This is a genomic window from Crocosphaera sp. UHCC 0190 (genome assembly GCF_034932065.1).
Taxonomy (GTDB): Bacteria; Cyanobacteriota; Cyanobacteriia; order Cyanobacteriales; family Microcystaceae; genus UHCC-0190.
Genome location: NZ_JAYGHP010000010.1, coordinates 110,421 through 131,887 on the forward strand (window position 1 = coordinate 110,421; position 21,467 = coordinate 131,887).

The 21,467-nt window shown below is 39.9% G+C and carries 21 protein-coding genes; 14 read left to right on the top strand and 7 right to left on the bottom strand.

Features of this window, described 5'->3' with window-relative positions; all coding sequences use genetic code 11:
• Positions 1–39 precede the first annotated feature (39 nt).
• Entirely contained in the window at positions 40–1,695 is a 1,656-nt protein-coding gene (locus tag VB715_RS14985; protein ID WP_323302022.1) for an MFS transporter, read from the bottom strand.
• A gap of 103 nt (positions 1,696–1,798) precedes the next feature.
• Here VB715_RS14985 and rsmA point away from each other — a divergent pair, with 103 nt between their 5' ends.
• From rsmA to VB715_RS15010, 5 genes are all read left to right on the top strand, one after another.
• Positions 1,799–2,620 carry a 16S rRNA (adenine(1518)-N(6)/adenine(1519)-N(6))-dimethyltransferase RsmA gene (rsmA, locus tag VB715_RS14990; protein WP_323302023.1) on the top strand — a complete coding sequence of 274 codons (822 nt, stop codon included), beginning with the start codon at positions 1,799–1,801 and terminating at the stop codon, positions 2,618–2,620.
• Positions 2,621–2,789: 169 nt separating this feature from the next.
• Positions 2,790–3,191, top strand: coding sequence for a tyrosine-type recombinase/integrase (locus VB715_RS14995; RefSeq protein WP_323302024.1), 402 nt, complete (start codon positions 2,790–2,792; stop codon positions 3,189–3,191).
• A gap of 37 nt (positions 3,192–3,228) precedes the next feature.
• A complete protein-coding gene (locus VB715_RS15000) occupies positions 3,229–3,972 on the top strand; it encodes a dienelactone hydrolase family protein (protein ID WP_323302025.1) in 744 nt (247 codons plus the stop codon).
• 11 nt (positions 3,973–3,983) lie between these two features.
• Positions 3,984–4,181, top strand: a complete 198-nt coding sequence (locus tag VB715_RS15005; RefSeq protein ID WP_323302026.1) for a hypothetical protein — start codon at positions 3,984–3,986, stop codon at positions 4,179–4,181.
• A 121-nt stretch (positions 4,182–4,302) separates the two neighbouring features.
• Positions 4,303–5,220 (top strand): hypothetical protein, encoded by a 918-nt coding sequence (locus tag VB715_RS15010; protein ID WP_323302027.1) that lies wholly within the window; start codon positions 4,303–4,305, stop codon positions 5,218–5,220.
• A gap of 59 nt (positions 5,221–5,279) precedes the next feature.
• Here the strand turns inward: VB715_RS15010 and VB715_RS15015 are convergent, their stop codons facing one another.
• Entirely contained in the window at positions 5,280–5,531 is a 252-nt protein-coding gene (locus tag VB715_RS15015; protein WP_416336940.1) for a type II toxin-antitoxin system HicB family antitoxin, read from the bottom strand.
• 126 nt (positions 5,532–5,657) lie between these two features.
• Between VB715_RS15015 and VB715_RS15020 the strand changes: the two genes are divergently transcribed.
• From VB715_RS15020 to VB715_RS15035, 4 genes are all read left to right on the top strand, one after another.
• Positions 5,658–5,972, top strand: a complete 315-nt coding sequence (locus VB715_RS15020) for a DUF6825 family protein (RefSeq protein ID WP_323302028.1) — start codon at positions 5,658–5,660, stop codon at positions 5,970–5,972.
• 127 nt (positions 5,973–6,099) lie between these two features.
• The gene (locus VB715_RS15025; protein ID WP_323302029.1) at positions 6,100–7,785 is read left to right on the top strand and encodes an AarF/ABC1/UbiB kinase family protein; all 1,686 of its coding nucleotides are present in this window, start codon (positions 6,100–6,102) and stop codon (positions 7,783–7,785) included.
• 42 nt (positions 7,786–7,827) lie between these two features.
• Positions 7,828–8,553 carry a Stp1/IreP family PP2C-type Ser/Thr phosphatase gene (locus VB715_RS15030; protein WP_323302030.1) on the top strand — a complete coding sequence of 242 codons (726 nt, stop codon included), beginning with the start codon at positions 7,828–7,830 and terminating at the stop codon, positions 8,551–8,553.
• 641 nt (positions 8,554–9,194) lie between these two features.
• Positions 9,195–9,899: a PEP-CTERM sorting domain-containing protein gene (locus VB715_RS15035; protein WP_323302031.1), complete on the top strand. Its 705-nt coding sequence runs from the start codon at positions 9,195–9,197 to the stop codon at positions 9,897–9,899.
• A gap of 55 nt (positions 9,900–9,954) precedes the next feature.
• On the opposite strand, the gene VB715_RS15040 is transcribed toward VB715_RS15035, so the two are convergent.
• The 3 genes from VB715_RS15040 to VB715_RS15050 all read right to left on the bottom strand — a co-directional run bounded on the left by VB715_RS15040 (position 9,955) and on the right by VB715_RS15050 (position 13,145).
• Entirely contained in the window at positions 9,955–10,599 is a 645-nt protein-coding gene (locus VB715_RS15040) for a Uma2 family endonuclease (RefSeq protein WP_323302032.1), read from the bottom strand.
• A 128-nt stretch (positions 10,600–10,727) separates the two neighbouring features.
• Positions 10,728–11,651 carry a class I SAM-dependent methyltransferase gene (locus VB715_RS15045; protein WP_323302033.1) on the bottom strand — a complete coding sequence of 308 codons (924 nt, stop codon included), beginning with the start codon at positions 11,649–11,651 and terminating at the stop codon, positions 10,728–10,730.
• Between the two features lie 213 nt (positions 11,652–11,864).
• On the bottom strand, positions 11,865–13,145 hold the full coding sequence (locus tag VB715_RS15050) for a dihydrolipoamide acetyltransferase family protein (RefSeq protein ID WP_323302034.1): 1,281 nt from the start codon (positions 13,143–13,145) through the stop codon (positions 11,865–11,867).
• Between the two features lie 263 nt (positions 13,146–13,408).
• Here VB715_RS15050 and VB715_RS15055 point away from each other — a divergent pair, with 263 nt between their 5' ends.
• The 3 genes from VB715_RS15055 to VB715_RS15065 all read left to right on the top strand — a co-directional run bounded on the left by VB715_RS15055 (position 13,409) and on the right by VB715_RS15065 (position 15,642).
• Entirely contained in the window at positions 13,409–13,762 is a 354-nt protein-coding gene (locus tag VB715_RS15055; RefSeq protein ID WP_323302035.1) for a hypothetical protein, read from the top strand.
• Positions 13,763–13,836: 74 nt separating this feature from the next.
• Entirely contained in the window at positions 13,837–14,721 is an 885-nt protein-coding gene (locus VB715_RS15060) for a branched-chain amino acid ABC transporter permease (protein WP_323302036.1), read from the top strand.
• 48 nt (positions 14,722–14,769) lie between these two features.
• Positions 14,770–15,642 carry a bile acid:sodium symporter family protein gene (locus VB715_RS15065; RefSeq protein ID WP_323302037.1) on the top strand — a complete coding sequence of 291 codons (873 nt, stop codon included), beginning with the start codon at positions 14,770–14,772 and terminating at the stop codon, positions 15,640–15,642.
• 139 nt (positions 15,643–15,781) lie between these two features.
• Here the strand turns inward: VB715_RS15065 and VB715_RS15070 are convergent, their stop codons facing one another.
• Positions 15,782–17,845: a PP2C family serine/threonine-protein phosphatase gene (locus tag VB715_RS15070; protein WP_323302038.1), complete on the bottom strand. Its 2,064-nt coding sequence runs from the start codon at positions 17,843–17,845 to the stop codon at positions 15,782–15,784.
• Positions 17,846–18,070: 225 nt separating this feature from the next.
• The gene (locus tag VB715_RS15075; protein WP_323302039.1) at positions 18,071–18,658 is read right to left on the bottom strand and encodes a hypothetical protein; all 588 of its coding nucleotides are present in this window, start codon (positions 18,656–18,658) and stop codon (positions 18,071–18,073) included.
• 264 nt (positions 18,659–18,922) lie between these two features.
• On the opposite strand from VB715_RS15075, the gene VB715_RS15080 reads away from it, so the two are divergent.
• Entirely contained in the window at positions 18,923–19,279 is a 357-nt protein-coding gene (locus tag VB715_RS15080) for a hypothetical protein (protein ID WP_323302040.1), read from the top strand.
• Positions 19,280–19,483: 204 nt separating this feature from the next.
• The gene (locus VB715_RS15085) at positions 19,484–21,445 is read left to right on the top strand and encodes an ABC transporter ATP-binding protein/permease (protein ID WP_323302041.1); all 1,962 of its coding nucleotides are present in this window, start codon (positions 19,484–19,486) and stop codon (positions 21,443–21,445) included.
• Positions 21,446–21,467 lie beyond the last annotated feature (22 nt).

Below are 21,467 nucleotides of genomic sequence, written 5' to 3' on the forward strand. Positions count from 1 at the left end.
CTGTTTATAGTAACTTTGGCTAATGAATTCTCTCCAATTTTAACTATTCTGTTCCTGTCTTTCTCTCAATTTTAAGCGAATTTCTGCATGAACTTCGCGGGTAATAGGGTAAAAATAAGCCAAAACTAAACCGATAATTAAAATGATAGCAGGAAGGGGAGCTACGGCAATCCGAATTGCTAATAAAGCACTTTCCGGTTGAATAGGAATATCTTCACCAGGGACTCTTGCAATAAATCCTGCTGCTTCTAAAACCACACCTACTAAGAATAATCCTAATGCTAACCCAAACTTTTGTAAAAGCACCATAAACGCATAGAAAACCCCTTCTCTTCTTTGTCCCGTTTCTAATTCATCTAATTCAATGACATCGGGAACCATTGACCAAGGAATTAGATAAGCAACCGATACCCCAAAACCTGCCATAATTGCTAAAATAAACATTAAAGTAACTTGTCCAGGTTGTAAACTAAATAATCCAATTTGGGCAATTATCCAAACTCCCATTCCCATAAAATAGACAATTTTTTTATCGAGTTTTTTACTCACTGCTTGCCAAAAAAACAACATTACTAAAGCAGTTCCTTGGACAGCTAAAGCGACAAAACCTGATGTATCTTCTCCTAACCTCATATAACTAACCACAAAGTAAACAAGAATCGAAGCTGTTAACTGAACTGCTAACCAAGAACATAAATAAATACCGATTACAAAGAGAAAAGGACGATTATTAAAAACGATTTTTAGCTGTTGAGGAAATGATAAAGACGTTATTGTTTGTGCTATTTTGTTTTCTTGTTGTGCTTCTTTATTAACTAAATGTTCTTCTGTTTTACTAAATACTAAACTTAGTCCAAAACCCAAAATCAATAAACTTGCTAACAAGGCAAAAAAGCTGAGATAATCTAACCTACTGTGACCACCAATTAGGGGTGAAATGCCAGGGATAATTCTCAAAATTCCGTACATAATTCCTAAGATACCAAGCAAGGTTAAGATGTTGCCTAATTGCTTTTTATTAGCTAAATTCAGAATAGGATTAGCTCCCCTTTCTTGAATTCTTAAGCTGCACCATAACAAGGCTATAATTGCCAAAATAGAGCAACTTAATCCCAGCACAAAGAATCTGGTTTGAGCATCATTAGGATAGGCAATAGACGCTAAGATATAGAGAATTAACGATAAAATACTTCCCCCAATAGAAAACGAAAACCGAAAACTATTTAAACTTGTTCGCTCATTATAATCTTGAGTCAATTCAGGGGTTAAGGCTGTATAAGGTAAATTAACCGTAGTATAGGTAATATTAAATAAAATACCAATCAATACATAATAAGCAAATAAGCTCCATTGGTTAGTATTAATATCATCACTAAAATGAGGGATTATCCATTGTAAACAATACAAGAAAGCAAAGGGAACTATTCCTGCTAAAATCCAAGGAAGACGACGACCCCAACGAGAACGAGTACGATCACTTAAAATGCCAATAATCGGATCATTAATCGCATCAGAAATTTTCCCAATCATCAGCACACTTCCCGCTAAACCAGCAGGCAAACCTGCTACATCTGTAAAGAAAAAAAGTAAATAAAATACTAGGATATTAGCCGTAATTGCTGGTCCAAAATCTCCAGCACCATAAGCCAGTTTTGTGGTAAAATTAAGTTTCTCAGATTGAGGAGATGTTATCATAAAATTAGAAGTTAGTTAGTAGAGGAATAAAATATTCTGATTGTTCAGAAGTATTATAGATGGTTTTGAGCTTGAATTTTAAATTAGTTTTAAGTTATCAATTATGCCTCAACCTCGTAAACGTTTTGCTCAACATTGGTTACGCAGCGAACAAGCCTTAGAACAGATTATAACGGCCGCCCAACTAAAAGAGAGCGATCGCATCTTAGAAATTGGCCCAGGCACAGGTATTTTGACCCGTCGTCTCTTACCTATTGTTCAATCTTTAATTGCGGTTGAACTAGATAGAGATTTATGTAAAGGTTTAGTAAAAAGCTTGGGAAACATTGACAATTTTTTATTATTACAGGGGGATATTCTGAAGTTAGATATTGAAACTCAAGCCCAAGATTTTCCTAAATTTTTACCGCTTAATAAAGTCGTTGCCAATATACCTTACAATATTACAAGCCCCATTTTAGAGAAATTATTAGGCACAATTTCCCATCCCCAAATTCCAGCTTATGAATTAATTGTTTTATTGGTTCAAAAAGAAGTTGCCCAAAGAATTATCGCAGCACCAGCAAACAAAGATTATGGTGCATTATCAGTCAGAATGCAGTATTTAGCCCAATGTAATTATATTTGTGATGTTCCCAGTAAAGCTTTTTCTCCCCCCCCAAAAGTGGACTCTGCTGTCATTGCTTTGCGTCCCAGAATTCTCAAAAATCCTGCTCTTAATCCTAAACAGTTAGAAACTCTAATTAAAGTAGGATTTTCGAGTCGTAGAAAAATGTTACGCAATAATCTGAAAAGTCTTATTGATGGGGATCACTTGATAGACTTACTAACACAATTAAACCTCAACTCTCAAGTCCGTGCAGAAGAACTTGAGCTTGAGCAATGGATAGAATTAAGCAATAAATGTAAATCCATTCTTCCCTAAGACAATCCTGAGTCTTCCTCTAGAGGATACCAGATCCCCTAGATTCCTGTCTAGGTCAAAGTTTGGTTGTCTTCTATACAATTTTGTTATTTTTTAGGAATTCTTTGTTAGGATGGAAGCATATTAAGATTTTTTTTAGATTCTTCCTCCTCATCCCACACCCATAACTATGCTCAACCTGACTTACACCCCTCCAGAATCCTTAGATCAATTTTCCCTCTTAGAAGAATTTCTGGGCATCCTACCCCTTAAGTATCGAACCATTGTTGCCTTAGCCTATTTTACATCTTCAAGAATTAGTGATATTTTGTCCCTCAAAGTGAGTGACATCAAAGATGATCAAATTATCATTAATCAGTCAGAATTTGGTAAACCGAAATGTGTTCCCATTCTGTCTACATTAAAGCCCTATTTAACCGTCTATCTTAATGGATATTATCAAAAAAGATCAGGGCTTATCTTTGCCGATAAAGTGGGCAAACCAATGAAAAGCTCATCAGTATTTAAAGTCCTGAAATTGGTTTCTAAACAAATTAGTCTTCCTGAAATGTATCTGTTTATTTTACGTTAATAATTGGCACATCAAGATTATCTATTAAGTAGAAAATATGACAGAATTAGAGATTAAAACCCAACAAGTTTCTATTCAAAATGGTCACTTAGAAATTGATAGTTACTTAGCAATACCAGAAGCAGAAGGACTATTTCCTGGAGTCATTGTTATTCAAGAAATTTTTGGCGTTAACGAGCATATTCGAGACATAACGAGACGATTAGCTAAGCAGGGATATGTAGCCATTACCCCCGCTATTTATCAGCGTCAAGCCCCTGGTTTTGAAACAGGTTACACCCCAGAATCAATTGAAATTGGCAGAGTCTATAAAAATCAAACCAAAGCCTCAGAATTATTATCCGATATTCAAGCAACCATTGACTATCTTTACACCTTACCCCAAGTGAAAAAAACAGGTCTAGGAACAATCGGATTTTGCTTTGGGGGCCATGTAGTTTATCTTGTTTCCACTCTCAAAGAGATTAAAGCAACAGCCTCATTTTATGGAGCAGGAATTGCTAATTGGATGCCAGGGGAAGAGGGAAAAGCAACAGTAGATTGTACCCCAGATATTAAAGGAACTTTGTATGGCTTTTTTGGCATGGAAGATAGGAGTATTCCTGTTGAACAAGTAAACATGATTGAATCAGCTTTAAAACAGAATAATATTCCCCATCGTATTTTTAAATATCCAGGGGCAGGCCATGGATTTTTCTGCGATAAACGGGCCAGTTATCATGGAGAAGCAGCGAAAGATGCTTGGCAAAAAGTCCTAGAATTGTTGAGAAATGAATTATAAATGAGAGTTAAATGAGTAAATCAACCCGTTTCCCCAGATCGCCTGTCACCCTTGCCTTGCTTGTTTCCTGTCTCATCACTCTCATCCTGTATATTTTGAGAGGTTTAGGCATCTTAGGCTTTATCCCTGGGGGGGTGATTTTAGTATTGATGATTATATCCGTTTTCCTAGGAATTTTGTACGGGGTGCAAATGACCAGACGTTTTTAAGATGAAAGTGGCTCAAATACTGATAATATATAGTTCTTTGAAAATCGATTTCTATATAGGTGAAACTTAGGTGCATAATGACATCAGTTTTACCAATCAATCCTATTGAACACCAGAAATTATGACTGGAAAAGCATTCAATGGTAATCCGGCCGCCTTTCTCATCTTCATCCTTCCCTTAGCAGGAGTCATTGTACTACTCTATAAAGCTTGGATGTGGATACTGGGATTTGTTGCCTTAATTGTTGTCTGGAAACTGATCGACAATTATCAATGGCAGCAATGGTGTACAAGGATGAATCCCATCTTCAATCAATTGCTACAACAGAATCAAGGACGTATCACACCCCTAGATTTATCCCTCAAAGCCGATTTAAGTGCCGGGAGTGCCAAGCGGTTTCTCGCCAGAAAAGCTCAAGAATACGGGGCTAATTATCAAGAATTACCAGAACAGGGTAGAATCTATTTCTTTATTACGGCCAGTACCCTAGGCAGCATTTTTGATGACAGTGAACCCTTGACAGAGGAAGCTGAGCCGGAGAAACTCGAAGATCTTTGGGATGATGAAGAGGAAGAAATTGACATTCCAGAAACCTATTCGGTGACAGAGAAAACGCCAACCATTTCCGAAGCGACACCCCCTCAACCTCTATCGAGTCCTTTTGCTCAACTAGCGGAACTTAAAGAAGAACGACAACAACTTAATCAAGCTGTTAGCGAAACGCCTTCCTTGTCTGATCTTACCCCCGTTTCAGAGATCTCATCAGACCATTTACTCCCCATCGAAGAAACCCCCGAACCACCGCCACCCCAGGAAACGGAAACAGTTACTAACCCTGAGACAAAACAGAAATTTACCCTAATTCAAGTAGATTTGGCGAAGCGGTTAGATACAACCCCCAGTACCATTGGTCGGCGTAAAGGAGAAGCCAATTTTTCTGAGTGGAGTCAGAGTAAAGATCCTGATGGCATTGCCTGGAAATATCTGAGAAAATCCAAAGTGTTTATTCCCGTTGATCCTGAGAAGCGTCAAATTTGACCATCTTTCCCTAATAATTCAGAAGAAACCTAAGACTTATGACTTAGGTTTCTATTTTGTTAGATGGTACTTGAATTAATGTATTCTTTGCTGCGTGGTGCTATAGGGACATCTTCGCCGTCCGCTTTGTAGCAATCTTTCATTCCTTCCCATGCTTCATAAAGTTCATCAAGGGCAATTTCTGGTGTATCACCAAAGGCTGAGACATTCGGAAAATCTACCAGATAAGCTAACCAATCACCATCATCATCACGATAGAGATTAATTGTGTAGCCATCCCAATCGTATTTTCTCATAATTGTAACCCTCAACTTTAATTTAACTCATTTAGCCCAACTCTTTCATACTGCGATCGCTGCTCCCTTATTCCTCAAACTTCCCACACTTCCAAGAAGCAGTATATAATTTGTTACAAAAGCGTTAACAAAATTTGCTAAATGAGTAATCCTGTTCTTCATGCCTTCTTTTTAGGTCGAGCTTTCGCTGAAGTCCTCAGTGAGAAAGTCGAAGATTCCTTAACCAACGCCCTCAGTGAACTGGGAAAATTTGATGCTGAGCAACGGGAACAACTGCGCCAGTTTATCGAAGAAGTGCAGTATCGGGCCCAGAGAGATGTATCTCAAGACAGCACAAGTTCCACAACCACAGAGGACGGTTCCCCTGTAGATCTCCAAGAGACTATTGATGATTTACGAGCAGAAATTGCCCGTCTCAAAGCAGAACTCAAAAATTATCGTAGTCAACAAGTTTAACCCGATTTTTCTACCTCTCATCCCTTAAAAACCTAAGTTAGCATCAACCAGAAACCGAGTGTCTGCCCTGTCTTCAAACGTCAACCCCGCTCTTGCTGCCCAGAAAAGTTCCTCTGTCTCCAAAAGTATGACCCCATTAGAAACGGCCCAAAAATACCGTTGGAATCAAGAAAACTACTCTATTACCCGTCGTCGTCTTGATATTTGGCGGTTCGTTCTCACCTTGCTATCTCAATTTTGGCTCAATGGCAAGAAATGGAGTTATCGAGGGGGCTACACAGAAGAAAAATTAGCAGTACGGCGAGAAAAACAAGCTCTTTGGATCAGACAAAACTTGCTCAACCTGGGCCCCACTTTTATTAAAGCAGGGCAATTATTCTCAACCCGTGCCGACTTATTCCCTGTTGAATATGTCAATGAACTCTCCAAACTTCAAGACGAGGTTCCTGCTTTTACTTACGAGCAAGTTACCGCCATTATTGAAAAAGATTTTGCCAAACCCCTCTCAAAACTGTATCGGAGTTTTGATCCCATTCCCATTGCAGCAGCAAGTTTAGGACAAGTTCATAAAGCCAAACTTCATAGTGGCGAAGAAGTCGTTGTTAAGATACAACGTCCCGGCCTGAAACAATTATTTACCATCGACTTAGCTATTCTCAAAAAAATCGCTTATTATTTCCAAAATCATCCCCGTTGGGGTAAAGGAAGGGACTGGCTCGGTATTTATGAAGAATGTTGTCGCATTCTTTGGTTAGAGACTGATTATCTGAATGAAGGGCAAAATGCTGATACCTTTCGCCGCAATTTTCGGGGAGAAAATTGGGTCAAAGTTCCCAGGGTATACTGGCGTTATACTTCCCCCCGTGTTCTCACCTTAGAGTATCTTCCCGGCATCAAAATCAGTCATTATGAAGGATTAGAAGCAGCAGGGTTAGATCGCAAGTTGTTGGCGAAATTAGGAGCCAAAGCTTATTTGTGTCAACTGCTCAATGATGGCTTTTTCCATGCTGACCCCCACCCTGGTAATATTGCCGTTGATACTGATGGGGCCTTGATTTTCTATGATTTCGGCATGATGGGACGCATTGAAACCAATGTCAGAGAAAAGTTGATGGATACCCTCTTTGGTGTCGCACAAAAAGACGGCGATCGCGTGGTAACATCTCTCGTTGCTCTGGGTGCTTTGAGTCCCACGGATGACATGGGGCCAGTGCGTCGTTCCGTTCAATTTATGCTGGATAACTTCATGGATAAACCCTTTGAAGAACAGTCTGTGGCCCAAATTAGTGATGATTTGTACGAAATTGCTTACGATCAACCCTTTCGCTTTCCGGCCACCTTTACCTTTGTGATGCGGGCCTTTTCAACTTTAGAAGGAGTTGGTAAAGGCTTAGATCCGGATTTTAGCTTTATGGAAGTCGCCCAACCCTTTGCTATGAACTTAATTGCTGATATGGATGGAAACACGGCCAACAGTATTATTGATGAAATTACCCGTCAAGCAACTCAAGTGAGTAATACCGCTTTGGGATTACCACGACGGATTGAGGATACCATTGAAAAGTTAGATCGGGGAGACATTCGCTTACGGGTGCGCTCAGTCGAGTCTGATCGCCTGTTACGCCGCTTAAGCATGATGCAAATGGCAACAAATTATGCCCTTTTTATCAGTGCTTTAGGGGTTTGTGCTACTATTTTGTTTGTGAATGCTTATGTTCAAGTTGCTATCGCCGCTATTATAATAGGGTTAGCTCCAGCATGGGCATTAATTCGCCTGCTTCGTCGCATCAATCGCTTAGATCGGATGTTCTAAAAGCAGCGTTACTATTGTTAATCGTTACTAACCAACTCACCAATGATAAATCGTCGTTTCAAGGGTCTTACTGATCCAGGACTGTTGAGATCGGTCAATCAGGATAACTTTTATATCGACCCTGATGGGCGTTTTTTCATTGTAGCCGACGGGATGGGTGGCCATGCAGGGGGACAAGAAGCTAGTCTCATTGCTACACAACAGATTAAAACCCACCTTGATAGTTACTGGGAATCTGAAGCTTCCTCCCATCAGATTCTCGAAGAAGCGATTTTAAAGGCTAATCAGGGTATTTTAGAAGACCAACAAAGTCATCCTGAAAGACGGGAAATGGGAACGACCGCAGTGGTAGTGTTGTTCCGGGGAGAGCAACCTTTACGGGGCCATGTAGGAGACTCTCGCCTCTATCGTCTCCGAGACGGCAATTTAGAGCAAATTACGGAAGATCATACTTGGGTGGCAAGGGCCTTAAAAATGGGAGATATTGACCCAGAACAGTCAAAAACTCATCCCTGGCGGCACGTTTTATTCCAATGTTTGGGGCGTAAGGATACTAATACGGTGGAAATTGCCAAGTTAGATATACAGCCAGGGGATCAACTATTATTGTGTAGTGATGGGTTAACGGAAGAAGTTGCCGATGAAGCTATTCAAGAGATTTTTGAGCATGGTAAATCTTGCGAGGAAATTGCCACAAACTTAATTGAAGCGGCTAAGGATGGCGGCGGTTCTGATAATATTACTGTGGTGATTGTGGCTCAAGATTAGTTAAGCCCTAAGCATGATGAAAAAATCACAAAAACCCGATTTTTAAAGACAGCAAACCAAGCATGACTTCGTTACTGTTTGGTTAAAAATCGGGTTTTTTAAGCTGGGAGTTTTTGATCTACTGAGATTGAGACTTAGATTTATTTGACTTTTGGGAAAGTTTGTGCAATTATTAAAAATAATACTTCATAGTGGAAACATAACCTTCAAAAAGCAAAAAAGCCACTATTTCCCATTATAAAATAGTATATCATAAAACTTGCCCCTTTGGATCATTGAAGCTAAAATTTGGCAATTTTTTTTTGAGATTTAGAGACAAAAACAATGATTTTGTGTACCGCGCGAGGCTCTAGGAAGAATCTCTGAGCCGTAACGCTTAATGAGGCTGTGCAGACAGCCTTTGTTCTTATAGTATCAGGCTTTAGACTGTAATGGTCGTTAATTTGGCTAGATTATCCTTCCCAATAATTAGAACAACCATATTGTATAATTATTTTTTATTGCTTTAATATCAAAACATTTAAAATTTATATCAAACACCTCTTGACCCCCCCCCGATTTCTGCTAGTGTCTGGTAGTAAATTTAGGTGAATTTACCCAAATTTAGCCAAAATTGTTTTAACTTAAGAGGAGTGAAATCGGTGAAAAAATTACTGACAGTTTTAACGCCATTAGCCTTAATTGGGGTAGCAGGAGCGACACCCGCCAACGCTGCTGTCATAGCTGGTTGGAATCAATTTTTAACAGGGGGAGCAACTTATCCAGTGGCAGCAGATACCAGTGATGGGAATATATCCACCACAGGCTTAGATACTGCTAATATACAACATCTGTTCTTACCGGCATTTGGACTCGGTGGAGCGGGTACGGCTTCTGATGGCTCATCTGGCAGTTGGAATACTGGTGCTACAGTTGATCTCAGTCAATACCTAGAATTTCAGGTAGAGGCTAATGCTGGGTTTGAGATGGACTTCAGCAATTTGCAACTCAACGCGCAAATGGATGAGACTAATCTAGATTTAGTGTTGCGCTCTAGTATTGATGGTTTCACCAGTGACTTAGGGAGTATCAACTTGACTGGCAGTTTTGCAACCTATACCCTAGATTTGAGTAGTTTAGCACCCCAAACAGGCCCTGTGCAATTCCGTTTCTATGGAATTAATGCGGATACTGACACTGTTTTCTTCATCGCTGAAAATTCCGCCAATGTTGACGGGGGTGGATTTGTAGCTATTAATGGGGATGTTAATCCTATTGTAAGCGAATCAGTACCCGAACCCAGTAGTATCATCAGTTTAATTGCTCTTGGTGCGTTAGGCGTGGCTTCTCGTCGTCGTCTCGGATAGATTTCACCTGTAGGGGCAAACGGCGGTTTGCCCTGAAAACAGAGGGATTTATGGATTAATTTGTTTGCCATTGTTGCAGTAACCAGCGACTAACTTCAGAATGATTACTTTCTCTACTTTTCTGTAAAGCTTCAACTAAGATACTCATTTCTAAATCTGGTAAAACCTGAGATTGAGTAATGCGTCTGCTGCCTTTTTCTTCCATTTGAAACGCAATAATATTGACATTTTTCACATCAATTATCCAATATTCTTGTACCCCTAAATCTTCATATAAAAGACGTTTTTCTCCCTTATCATCTGCCAAGGAAGTATTAGAGACTTCAATGACTAAATTAGGGGGAGTATAAATGTTTAAATCAACAATAGAAGTGCCATAAGGAATAACATTAACATTATCTCCAATATAAAAAGATAAATCAGGTTGTGCTTCTTTTTTTCCTGCTTTACGATAACTACAATTATCATTACCGTTTAAATAAAGTCCTTTAAGTGCAGCGTAAAGATGAATAGCATAGGTAATAATTGAGTGATCTCTTGAGTGATCATTTCCTATAGGTGTCATTTCAATTCTTCCTTGTTCATTATAATAATAAAACCTAGCTTTTTCATAGTTGGGATCATCACATAATTGTAAATAGTTTTCCCAAGTAATAGTTATCCAAGTATCAGTTATCAGTTTAGCTTGTGTGGTAATCATGGTTAGAAAATAATGAACTTATTTTAATGATAAAGGAGCTTGAGTTATCAATTGATAATTGATAATTGTTGAAGATTGAGTTTGAGTTGGGTTTGATGCTTAAACCCAACCTACTGACTACTGACTATCTATTTTTTTACCCTAGCAACAATGGCCCGATGACGGGGACTAATAGGAGTAATTTTAGGAGACTCAAACCCGGTTTCCCTCAAAGCTGTTTCGATATCTAAGGAAAAATATTCATCCAAATAGGGTTCCGTACTCTTGAGTAAAGTCAGAATATAAGGAGGCATTTTCTGGTAAGCTTCCGCACGAGGGTTCATATCCATCATGGTAAAATAGCCCCCTGGTTGTAACAAGCGATAGGCTTCTTGAAAAATAGCTTTAGCTGCTTTTTGAGGCAATTCATGGTACAACAAAAAGGTAGAAACCAGGTCAAAAGATGTCTCCGGTAAACCCGTAGATTCTGCTTCTGCGTGTAACCATTTAATAGAAAGATCCCGTTGTTGACTGCGATATTGAGCAACCGCAAGATGATAAGGAGATAAATCTACTCCTGTAATTTGAGCTTGGGGATAAATTTGTTGTAAGGGAAAGGTACTCATTCCCACACTACATCCGAGATCAAGGATCGCTTGAGGTGTGAGAGGTAATTGTTGCTTCAATATTTCATGATAATTTTGACGCAACCGAGGATCACCATTAACCCCGGCCCCAGGCCAAATACTAGCATGAACCGCATAAGCTGCAGATTCCACTTCTAGGGCAGATTCCCAGCTTAAATTACCCTTATCATAGGCATGGAAAGAACAAAGATAATAGTCAGGGTAGACTAAATTAGGATTTTCCACCCTAACGAGTTCCTTTTCCCAGTTGTGGGTACGAAGTTGACGCACATTTTCCCGCCAAGGAACCCCAATTTTTTCGGCCCGGTTAATCATCATGGATCTCGCTTGATGTTTAGCCAACTTAGCGAGAGGTTTAATAGATAAAATGCCATTAACTAAGCGAGAGGCTAAATTAGGTTGAGATTGAAATGAAGTTGCTGTCATAGAATTTTGCGGCCATCAATAATGAAATAGCAAAGCTGTGTCGATCGCTAATACAACTTACCTTCTCATTTTTCAGGGAGCAAGTGTGAAACAAACTCAAGAAATTTAACAAACATTTTGAAAGAAAACCCACCTAAGCTGAGCAAGACTTTCTGCCTTTTTCAAGCTATTGGTGGGACAATTGATACTCGTTTGTGTGTCAGGCTTTAATGATTAAAGCGTTAAAGATTGAGCATTGGTTTCAATTAACTTAGCCAAATCTTGTAAAAAGGCTGCGGCATGGGCCCCATAGATAACACGGTGATCACAAGTAATAGTGACTGCCATTTGACGTTTCACCCCAAATAACCCTTCTGGTGTTGCTACGACTTGGGGACGAGAAGCACCGATCGCTAAAATAGAGCCTTGTCCTGGGGGTAAAATAGCATCAAAGCGATCTACCCCAAACATTCCCAAGTTGGAAAGGGTAAAGGTGCCGCTATTGTATTCTTGGGGTTGTAATTGTTTCGTGCGGGCCCGCTCCACTAAATCTTTCCAAGTGCGGGACAAGGAATAAATATCAACCTGATCGGCATTTTGTAAAACGGGTGTAATTAAGCCCCCATCATCCATCGCCACGGCGATCGCCACATTGATCGATTGAGGAGATTGAATGCCCTGATCGCTATAACTAGCATTAACGAGAGGATGTTTTTGTAAAGTCACAGCCACCGCTTTAGCAAGGAGTGCCGTCATGGTCACGCCTTTGGACTTAATTTGTTTATAAAGCCTATCTAAGCCATCGGTAGTGATAGTATAACCCACATGGAAGGTCGGCACTTGTAGGGTAGCTACCATGTTTTGTACCACTGCTTTTTGGAACGTGGTTAAGGGTACAGTTTCTCCTGCTGTTACGGGTAGAGAGGCCGCGGGTGCTGGTTTCGGGGTAGCAATGGGTGCAGGAGACTGAGGTAAGGTAGCGGTAGGGGTTGGGGTTTTTCCTGCGGCCCGTTCAATATCTTCAGCCACAATTCTGCCATAGGGGCCACTACCTTCAACGGCGTTGAGGTTGACTTTTAATTCTTGTGCTAATTTCTTGGCTCTGGGAGAAGCCACAATGCGGCCATTATGAGCATTGGGGGAAGGAGCCGGGGCTGCGCTAGGGATGACTGTTGGGGTCGTCTCCGCCTTTGTTTCTGGGGGTGGGGGTGGAGTTGGTTCAGCCGTTTTTGAGGGGCTAGAGGGGGCTTTTTGTTGCGCTTGAGCGATTTCTTCTTGGGTTTCTGCAATTAAAGCGATCGCTTGTCCCACGGGGGCTTCTTGTCCGGCTTCGACTAAAATAATGGCGAGATAACCTTCATAAAAGGATTCTACGTCCATATCTGCTTTATCGGATTCTACCACCACCACTGTTTCCCCTTTGGCGACTTTATCCCCTGGAGACTTAACCCAGGAGACGATTTTTCCTTCGGTCATGGTGGAACTTAAAGCAGGCATGAAGATGTCGTGAATCATGGAGCGGCCTTCCCAAATTACAGTGTTAAAGCGTTATTGATATTGCTGCTGAAGATAGCAGGGGCAAGAAAGTATCAATTGTCTGCCACATTGTATTTTACAGGATCAAGCACACAGAGCATCGCGTCTTTTAAGTGTGGGCATTTGCTCACCGAGGCTGTTCCCCGTTCCCCGTTCCCTTGAATTTGTAGGGATTGACAGCAGTGACACTTAGAGGTAAATATTTTAATTATAAAAGTAATCAATTGCTGACAATTGCTCCTATGAGCTATTCTTACCTTCCTCCCGAAGACTTGCCCTCCCAAGTTCCTGTAGACGACTCCCTACAACGGAAGCTTGATCAAGCTGTCACCCAATATTTCTCTGACATCTGCGATCGCTATACCAAAGCCCCATTATCCCAATGTGGATGGTATCTTACCACCTGTAGCAATGCGTTAACTCTGGTGATCATTTGTCCTGATAACAGACGTAATTGGGAAATCTTGAAAGTTCTCCCATCTTTAAGGAAATATTTAGCAGAATTTGCCCCAAATACTAAAATCTGCATCTATCCCCCCCCAGGAGAAGGAACATCCTTAAAACTGCGGTTTCAATCATCTTTGCTGGCTCGATAGCTGGTTATTTCCTCCGAAATTCCCCAAGATGGTGTATGGTTCATTGAGACAGATATGGATTGACAATTTGGGGAATGGATACATCACAACTCATTTTAGAGACAGCACAGAACCTATTTAACGGGTTAGCCATTGGCAGTGTGATCGCTTTAGCGTCCGTAGGGTTAACCCTAACCTATGGCATTTTGCGACTGTCTAACTTTGCTCACGGGGATTTTTTGACCCTGGGTGCTTATTTAACTTGGTTAGTCAATAGTCAAGGGCTAAATTTAGGACTGTCGGTGGTGGTTGGGGCCGCGGGTACGGTTTTGGCCATGTTAATCTCGGAATATCTGTTATGGAAACCGATGCGCGATCGCCGAGCGACATCAACCACCCTCATTATCATCTCTATTGGCTTAGCTCTGTTTCTTCGCAATGGTATTTTAATGATTTGGGGAGCCAATAACCAAAGATATAATATCCCTATTGTGCAGGCTCAGGAAATTTTTGGCTTAAAATTAGCAACAGATCGTCTATGGGCCATTATCTTGGCTGTGGTTGCTATCTTTATTTTACACTTGATATTGCAACGGACTAAAATTGGCAAAGCGATGCGGGCCGTGGCGGATAATCTTGATTTAGCAAGGGTTTCAGGTATTAATGTGGAACAAGTAGTGCGCTGGACTTGGGTAATTACAGGAATTTTGACGGCCTTAGGGGGTGTCATGTTTGGCTTAATTACTACTACTGTGCGCCCCAATATGGGCTGGTTTTTGATTTTACCGATGTTTTCTTCCGTTATTTTAGGGGGCATTGGCAACCCTTACGGGGCGATCGCCGGGGGGTTAGTCATTGGGGTGGCCCAAGAGTTAAGTGTGCCTTGGTTGGGGTCTAATTACAAATTAGGGGTGGCCCTCCTGATCATGATTGTGCTGTTGTTGGTGCGTCCTCAAGGACTGTTTAAGGGGACGTTGTAGTGAAAGTTATTGTAAAATAGCCAGCAGTCGTCTGTGTGTGGAGTGATTATGGAGTCTAATTTTCTTACTGCGGTTTTTCTCCCTCTTGCCCTGTTTATCATTATGATGGGCATGGGGTTAGGGCTGAAAGTGGATGATTTTAAACGGGTATTGGTTGAACCCAAAGCCGTAATACTGGGACTAATTGCTCAGTTAATTCTGCTGCCCATAGTGGGCTTTTTGTTAGCGGGAATTTTCCCCCTCACCCCAGAATTAGCCGTAGGAGTAATGATTTTAGTTGCTTGTCCTGGGGGTGCTACTTCCAATATGATCACATATTTAGTTCGAGGCAATGTGGCCGTATCAATTACGTTGACGGCTATTAGTAGTTTAATTACTGTCTTTACAATTCCTTTGGTTGTTAACTTAGCCATGGAGAGCTTTATGGGAGGAGAAGCGGCCCTACAGTTGCCTATCTTAAAAACCGTTATGCAAATTGCGGTGATCACCCTAATTCCTGTCTCTTTAGGGATGTTGCTGAACTACTACACACCCCAATTTGCTACTAAGGTTGAAAAAACAGTTAAATGGCTATCTCTATTCTTCTTAGCTTTAATCATCTTTGGTTTACTGCTAAAAGAACGTGCTAATGTTCTTCATTCTTTACGACAAGTGGGGGGAGTAACATTAACATTGAATGTAGTGACGATGCTTATTGGTTATGGAATTGGCACCGTGGCCAAGCTTGATGATAGCATTACTAAAGCAATCACGGTGGAAGTCGGTATCCAAAATGGGACATTAGCGATCGCCATTGCCAGCACCTTGCTAAACACACCCAGTATGGCGATTCCGGCCGGGATATATAGTTTACTAATGTTTGTCACCAGCGCAGTATTTGCCCTATGGGTGCGAAATCGAAAAGTTATCTCTATACAATAAAAAAAAGCGAACAAACTTAGAGTTATAAATAATCTAGAAGATATCCAAATTATCGATTAACTGTTTAACAGAATGTTGGCAGAAGTCCCTACCTAAAAATACTACAAAAAGATCAACAATGAAGTTTAGTTGGGGTACTTCACTTCCCAGAGTTTGGCCGAACAGGGGAGATTACAGAGTTTGAAGGGGATGGGTTAGGGGAGGGGGTGTCATTGGGTTTGAAAAGTTGTCCAAAGCCATAAGCACCAGCAGCGATAATAAGAATTAATAGCCCGAAGGCACTGAGTAAAAGTGGTGAAATTTTTTGGGGTTGAGGTTGAGCAACCGCAGACGGGCTAAGGGGTTCTGTAGGGATGAGATCCTGGGAAGTATCATCTAGGCTGTCTTCGGTCGGTTCTCCTTCCGTTAAACTGGCGAGGGATGTTTCTATGGCTGCCATCATCAGAGGCGTTGGGTTAAGATTAGTTAATTTTACTTGACAATAAACTAAGCCAATAGTCACGTTGTCATGGCCATTTTTCTCATTAGCTAACTCAATTAATTGTTTACCAACTGTCGAGAGATCTTTTTTTTCTTTGAGGATAGGGGCAATTTCACTGTCCCAATATTGATCGATCCGATCATAATCACTTAACCCATCGGAACACAATAAAAAGATACAATCCTCATCAATGATGAGACGTTCCACATTAGGATGCAAATTGGTGGAATTACTCATGCCCAAAGCTTGCACCAGGGCCCCTGAGTTGGGATATTTAATAGCATCTCGATAGAATAAATAGCCTAGACGAACTTCTCTAGAAGCTAAATCATCATCAATGGTGACTTGATGACAACCGGTGGTAGTGATTTGGTAGATGCGGGAGTCTCCCACATGAGCTAGATAAATTTCAGGGCCACGAGCTAAAGTTAAAACTAGGGTAGTTCCCATCCGTTGTCGATCTTGACGGTGTTCTGCGTCATTGCGTTTACTAATGAGATTATTAGTTAAAGCGATCACCTCTCCCAACTGTTGTAGACAGTGTTGAGAATTCCAACTTTCTCGGAAAACGGGGAGTTTAGGAATTTCCTGGACTAAGGTATCAATGGCTAATTGAGAAGCAATTTCTCCCCCATCTTGTCCACCAACGCCATCACAAACCAAAGTAAAATTGGGAAACTCTGGAGAGGGTTGGTTAAATTCTCCTGACTGGGGATAACAAGCATCTTCGTTATGATGGCGCGTTGGCCCGGCATCGGTTTGGGTAAAAATTTGATATTGTAGTTCGTACCATTGTCCGCAATAGGTTAAGGCATTGTCAAAGTAATGGAGAAGATATTCAGGATGGGGAATTTTACCCCGTTGCAGGTATTCACAAAGGGTTTTTAGGTAATCAACAATCAGGGGAGATGCGTCGTCAACCAAGGATAACCAAAACTGACCTAATTCTTTAATACTGTGATAGTTATGTTCGTCTTTGTGGAGTTCCAACAGTTGAATATTGCCCCCATTAACCCTGACGAGAAAAGGATTGAGTAAACTAGACACCATGCGCTGTCCTTCTAGGGGTTGCCACAATTTGGCCATTTGCCACAACCAGTTTAATTGTCGCAAAGGATTGTCTTGATAATCTGCCCAAACTTCGGTTAATTGAGGTAATAAAGTAGGATAACAGGGTTCTCCTGCCTCATCTAAGGGAATAGTCCCGTATTCCAGTAAACACACTGCAGCAGGATCAAATTCTTGAAGGAGAATTCTTGGCGGTTTTCTCGATTTTTTCTTTTTCGCTTTCTTGGGGGAAGTTTCTTCCGTTACTGGAGGAGGAGTTTCTTCCGTTACTGGAGGAGGAGTTTCTTCCGTTACCGGAGGGGGAGTTTCTTCAACGGTTTCGGGTTCGCTGATTAAAGAATAATAACTATAAATTTGCGGCAAATGGAGACGATAGGGAAATAATCTTAAATAATTCCTGAGTTTATCGGGGATGTCTTCGTTAAATGTGGGGGGAATTCCTGGTTTGGTGTCTAAAACAATCTTCTCGGCCTTGAGGAGATACCGTTCATCAATGAGTTGACCAACTTGGTAGGATTCTATCCAATTACCTAAGGGCCATAAATAACGCTTAAGCAAAGGTGTTCCGCATTGTTCGCAGAATTTGTTGTCTAGCGAGTTTGCAGCTTGGCATTCAGGTTTAGAACATTGAGTGGTTGCCACAGTTTCTGTCATGACAGCAATTGTTCCCGTGGGGCAGGGTTTTGGCTAGATAATTAGGGTGTTGGGAAAACCGTAGCACCCAAAAAGAACAGTCAAACAAGTCCTAGAAAGACTATCCTATATTATAGGATATCAAGTCTTGAGTGTTGGGGTTGTATTTAACTGATATCGATTAAAAGAACATTCTTGATGATTATCCGTCGTTAGAATCACAGTAGTTTCAGTCATTTTTTCCGACTAAACTTTAATAGAACTTGGTTCATCTACCGCAGCAATAATCCGATGACAACCGGAATCAGGTTTAGCCCATTGATACTGATATTCTTGGGGATTTCCCCAACATAATCCTAAGTATAATTCAGTTCTAGCGGCATCAATTTCGGCCCATTCCACCTCTGTGATAAAGTCTTCAATAGAATCACAAGAAATAGGACGACGATGATGGGCCGACAGCCAAAAATTCATCCCTTGGGTCATTTCCCACCAAAAATTGATGACAGATTCTTTAGCATTCAGTAGAATTTCTTTATCCCCTGGAACAGCAATTAATTGATTATGTAATTCAGGATAACGGATAGATTGTCCTTGATAGGTACAGCTACGCCAAATAATACCTGAAACCCGATGCTGTATCTGATATTTATGAATTTGACGGCGAAAGTCTTGATAAGCAAAAACTTGATTTATTTTATCTTGATTCAAGGCTTTGGCAATCACAGGATTATTGATACGATCTTGACAGGATAAGACAACCCGTTCCCCTTTCCAGGTGGCCCGTAATTCTTGATCGAGAATTTTAATCAGTTGTTGAGTCGTATAAGTCATGATGAAATCAGAAATTTTGTTTGATGTCCATTATTTATCCTGTCCCTAGTGTATATAGAATTTCAAGAATTGTTCATCTTTTTAAGGAATGAATCATCAAAAATAGTTGACTTTTCCCCAATCCGCTACGATGGTGTAAATAGCTACAAATTCTTAGGATCATTTTAATTTCTGAAAGTTTTGCCTGATTTTTGACAATAATTTTGGCAAACTTACTATATAATATAACTAAAGACTTTGCCTATTACCCCTTGGGTTAAATTAATGTTTGATATTATCTCTCTTGGTGAATTCTCTCGTAATAATTGTGTTGGGATTTGCGCTTTTTTAGTTCCAGCAAACTTACTTACTACCCTACTCAGCTTGATTTTTGTTGTGATTAAACCTTCCCGTTGGAAGTTAATGACTTCTGTCGTCATAGCGATGAGTTTTGCTCTTATTTTATCCCTTCATGTAGTCAGTTGGTGGATAGTAGGGGTGATACAAGCTCCTACCTTTATTTTACTCGCTTTGTCTACGGTTTGCATTGGTTTAAATATCTGGGTTATGCTTGAATTTCGACAAGATAAACCCTGGTTATCTAAAATAGTAAAAATGACAACAAACTTAAAATTTTCATGATTTTATTAGGGGGATTTTTTCTATAAATCACCTATTATAAAACTATATTTAACTGATGTTAATGGTCAAAAATATTTATTTCAATGGTTTCTGAATAGTCAGAGCAACAATTTATTTGAAATGACAAAAAGACCTAAATAGTCTGTAATGTTAATTCTGAATAGTTTTGTATTATAATAGACACCAAACAATTATTTTACCAAAATGCCCAAGCCCCGTTTTGAATTTAATCGTAAACTTGTCTTTCATTTTATTGAGACTGCACAACCCTATTTTTTCCCCACTGACTTCCGACAAAGTTGGGTATTTTTTGGACTGTTAGGGGTTTTAGTCATTGCTGTTATTAGTTTTACTTTTTTCTTAACAGTTGGATTGACTTTATTAGGTAATGTTATTTTTCCTGATTTTTTTAGTGCTGTTGCTGATGGACTGGTAAAAAATGTTAATGATCTGATTAATTCTAATGTTCCTTATCTTGCCATAGCAGGTTTATTAATTAGTGGGTTGATTTTCCTTTCTCAAAAATCTAAAATAGGAGATAAGTGGAAACAATGGTCACTTTTATGGTGTCTCTTATTTCTGTTATTTGTCGTTAATGGATTAAATGTAATACTCAGTTATGTTTTCCGGTTTATTGATACTTCTTTAAATGAAAAAGATGCTACCGTATTCTGGCAATTTATGATCCTTTATGGCATTGTTTTAGTGGCGGCTGTTCCCATTATTGTTTCTTACCGTTATTTACGCCAAAAATTAGGTTTATTATGGCGAGAATGGCTAACAAAGCATTTTATAAAACGATATTTTGAACATCGAGCTTATTATGAATTAGATTCCAATTCTATTAATACAGAAGTAGATAACCCCGATCAACGAATTACCCAAGATATTAAAGCTTTTACGGGGGTTACATTAGATTTTATTCTCGATATTCTTGACTCAATTTTAACTCTCTTATCCTTTACAGTCATTCTCTATAGTATCTCCAAAGAATTAACTTGGGGTTTATTAGTTTATGCTGCGTTTGGAACAGCAGTTGCGTTAATCGTGGGGAGTCGTTTAGTGCGTATCAATTATAATCAATTACGGTTAGAAGCAAACTTTCGTTATGGTATGGTAAGGGTCAGAGATAATGCAGAATCTATTGCATTTTACCGGGGGGAAGGATTAGAAAGACGGCAAGTTATTGAACAATTGACAGCCGCTATTAAAAACTTTGATTTGTTAATTATTTGGCAATCAATTATTAGTTTGTTTCAGTTGGGATATAATTATTTTACTCGTTTAATCCCCTATATTATTATCGCTCCTTTATACTTAAAGGGAGACTTAGATTTTGGAGCGATCGCTCAAGCAAGTGTGGCTTTTAGTTTAGTTTTAGGGGCCCTTTCTTTAGTTACAAATAGAATTCAAGATATTACAGAATTTGCTGCTAGTATCAACCGTTTAGGAGAATTTTATGAGTCTTTAAACCCCGAATCTTTCAAGAAAGAGAAGTCACAAACTAGCTTTATTAATACTCAAGATTCGTCTAACGTTTCTCTAGAAAACGTTACATTACAGCCGCCAAATTCTGACAGGATTTTAATTGAAAATTTGTCCTTAGCTGTTAGTTCTAACAACAATTTATTAATTATGGGAGCAAGTGGAACAGGAAAAAGTTCCCTACTGCGGGCCATTGCAGGATTATGGAATTCAGGAGATGGCATAATTCTGCGTCCCCAACCCGAAGACATCCTATTTCTACCCCAACGTCCCTACATGATCGTCGGAACTTTGCGGGAACAATTGTTATATCCTAATCCCAAAAATGAGATTAATGATGAACAATTAAACAGCGTTTTAAAAACAGTTAATTTACCTAATTTAATGGAACAAGTTGGGGGTTTTGATGCTGAAGAAAACTGGGAAAATGTGCTATCTTTAGGCGAACAACAACGGGTTGCTTTTGCGAGAATTTTGATTACTAAACCTCGCTATGCTATCTTAGATGAAGCGACAAGTGCCTTAGATGTCAAAAATGAAGAAGCACTCTATCAAGAATTATCCCACATGGGAACGACTTATATTAGTGTCGGTCATCGGCCAACCTTAACCCAATACCATCAACAATTATTAGAAATATTTGATGGAGGAACATGGGAAGTTAAAGGAATACAAAATTAGGTATATATTATGTAGAGACATT

What these genes read in the sequence shown, in the direction of transcription:
- VB715_RS15030 (WP_323302030.1), top strand. Translation starts at nt 7,828, where the DNA reads ATGATAAATCGTCGTTTCAAGGGTCTTACTGATCCAGGACTGTTGAGA.
- VB715_RS15000 (WP_323302025.1), top strand. Translation starts at nt 3,229, where the DNA reads ATGACAGAATTAGAGATTAAAACCCAACAAGTTTCTATTCAAAATGGT.
- VB715_RS14985 (WP_323302022.1), bottom strand. Translation starts at nt 1,695, where the DNA reads ATGATAACATCTCCTCAATCTGAGAAACTTAATTTTACCACAAAACTG.
- VB715_RS14995 (WP_323302024.1), top strand. Translation starts at nt 2,790, where the DNA reads ATGCTCAACCTGACTTACACCCCTCCAGAATCCTTAGATCAATTTTCC.
- VB715_RS15040 (WP_323302032.1), bottom strand. Translation starts at nt 10,599, where the DNA reads ATGATTACCACACAAGCTAAACTGATAACTGATACTTGGATAACTATT.
- VB715_RS15075 (WP_323302039.1), bottom strand. Translation starts at nt 18,658, where the DNA reads ATGACTTATACGACTCAACAACTGATTAAAATTCTCGATCAAGAATTA.
- VB715_RS15080 (WP_323302040.1), top strand. Translation starts at nt 18,923, where the DNA reads ATGTTTGATATTATCTCTCTTGGTGAATTCTCTCGTAATAATTGTGTT.
- VB715_RS15065 (WP_323302037.1), top strand. Translation starts at nt 14,770, where the DNA reads ATGGAGTCTAATTTTCTTACTGCGGTTTTTCTCCCTCTTGCCCTGTTT.
- VB715_RS15070 (WP_323302038.1), bottom strand. Translation starts at nt 17,845, where the DNA reads ATGACAGAAACTGTGGCAACCACTCAATGTTCTAAACCTGAATGCCAA.
- VB715_RS15085 (WP_323302041.1), top strand. Translation starts at nt 19,484, where the DNA reads ATGCCCAAGCCCCGTTTTGAATTTAATCGTAAACTTGTCTTTCATTTT.
- rsmA (WP_323302023.1), top strand. Translation starts at nt 1,799, where the DNA reads ATGCCTCAACCTCGTAAACGTTTTGCTCAACATTGGTTACGCAGCGAA.
- VB715_RS15020 (WP_323302028.1), top strand. Translation starts at nt 5,658, where the DNA reads ATGAGTAATCCTGTTCTTCATGCCTTCTTTTTAGGTCGAGCTTTCGCT.
- VB715_RS15060 (WP_323302036.1), top strand. Translation starts at nt 13,837, where the DNA reads ATGGATACATCACAACTCATTTTAGAGACAGCACAGAACCTATTTAAC.
- VB715_RS15055 (WP_323302035.1), top strand. Translation starts at nt 13,409, where the DNA reads ATGAGCTATTCTTACCTTCCTCCCGAAGACTTGCCCTCCCAAGTTCCT.
- VB715_RS15050 (WP_323302034.1), bottom strand. Translation starts at nt 13,145, where the DNA reads ATGATTCACGACATCTTCATGCCTGCTTTAAGTTCCACCATGACCGAA.
- VB715_RS15045 (WP_323302033.1), bottom strand. Translation starts at nt 11,651, where the DNA reads ATGACAGCAACTTCATTTCAATCTCAACCTAATTTAGCCTCTCGCTTA.
- VB715_RS15005 (WP_323302026.1), top strand. Translation starts at nt 3,984, where the DNA reads ATGAGTAAATCAACCCGTTTCCCCAGATCGCCTGTCACCCTTGCCTTG.
- VB715_RS15010 (WP_323302027.1), top strand. Translation starts at nt 4,303, where the DNA reads ATGACTGGAAAAGCATTCAATGGTAATCCGGCCGCCTTTCTCATCTTC.
- VB715_RS15025 (WP_323302029.1), top strand. Translation starts at nt 6,100, where the DNA reads ATGACCCCATTAGAAACGGCCCAAAAATACCGTTGGAATCAAGAAAAC.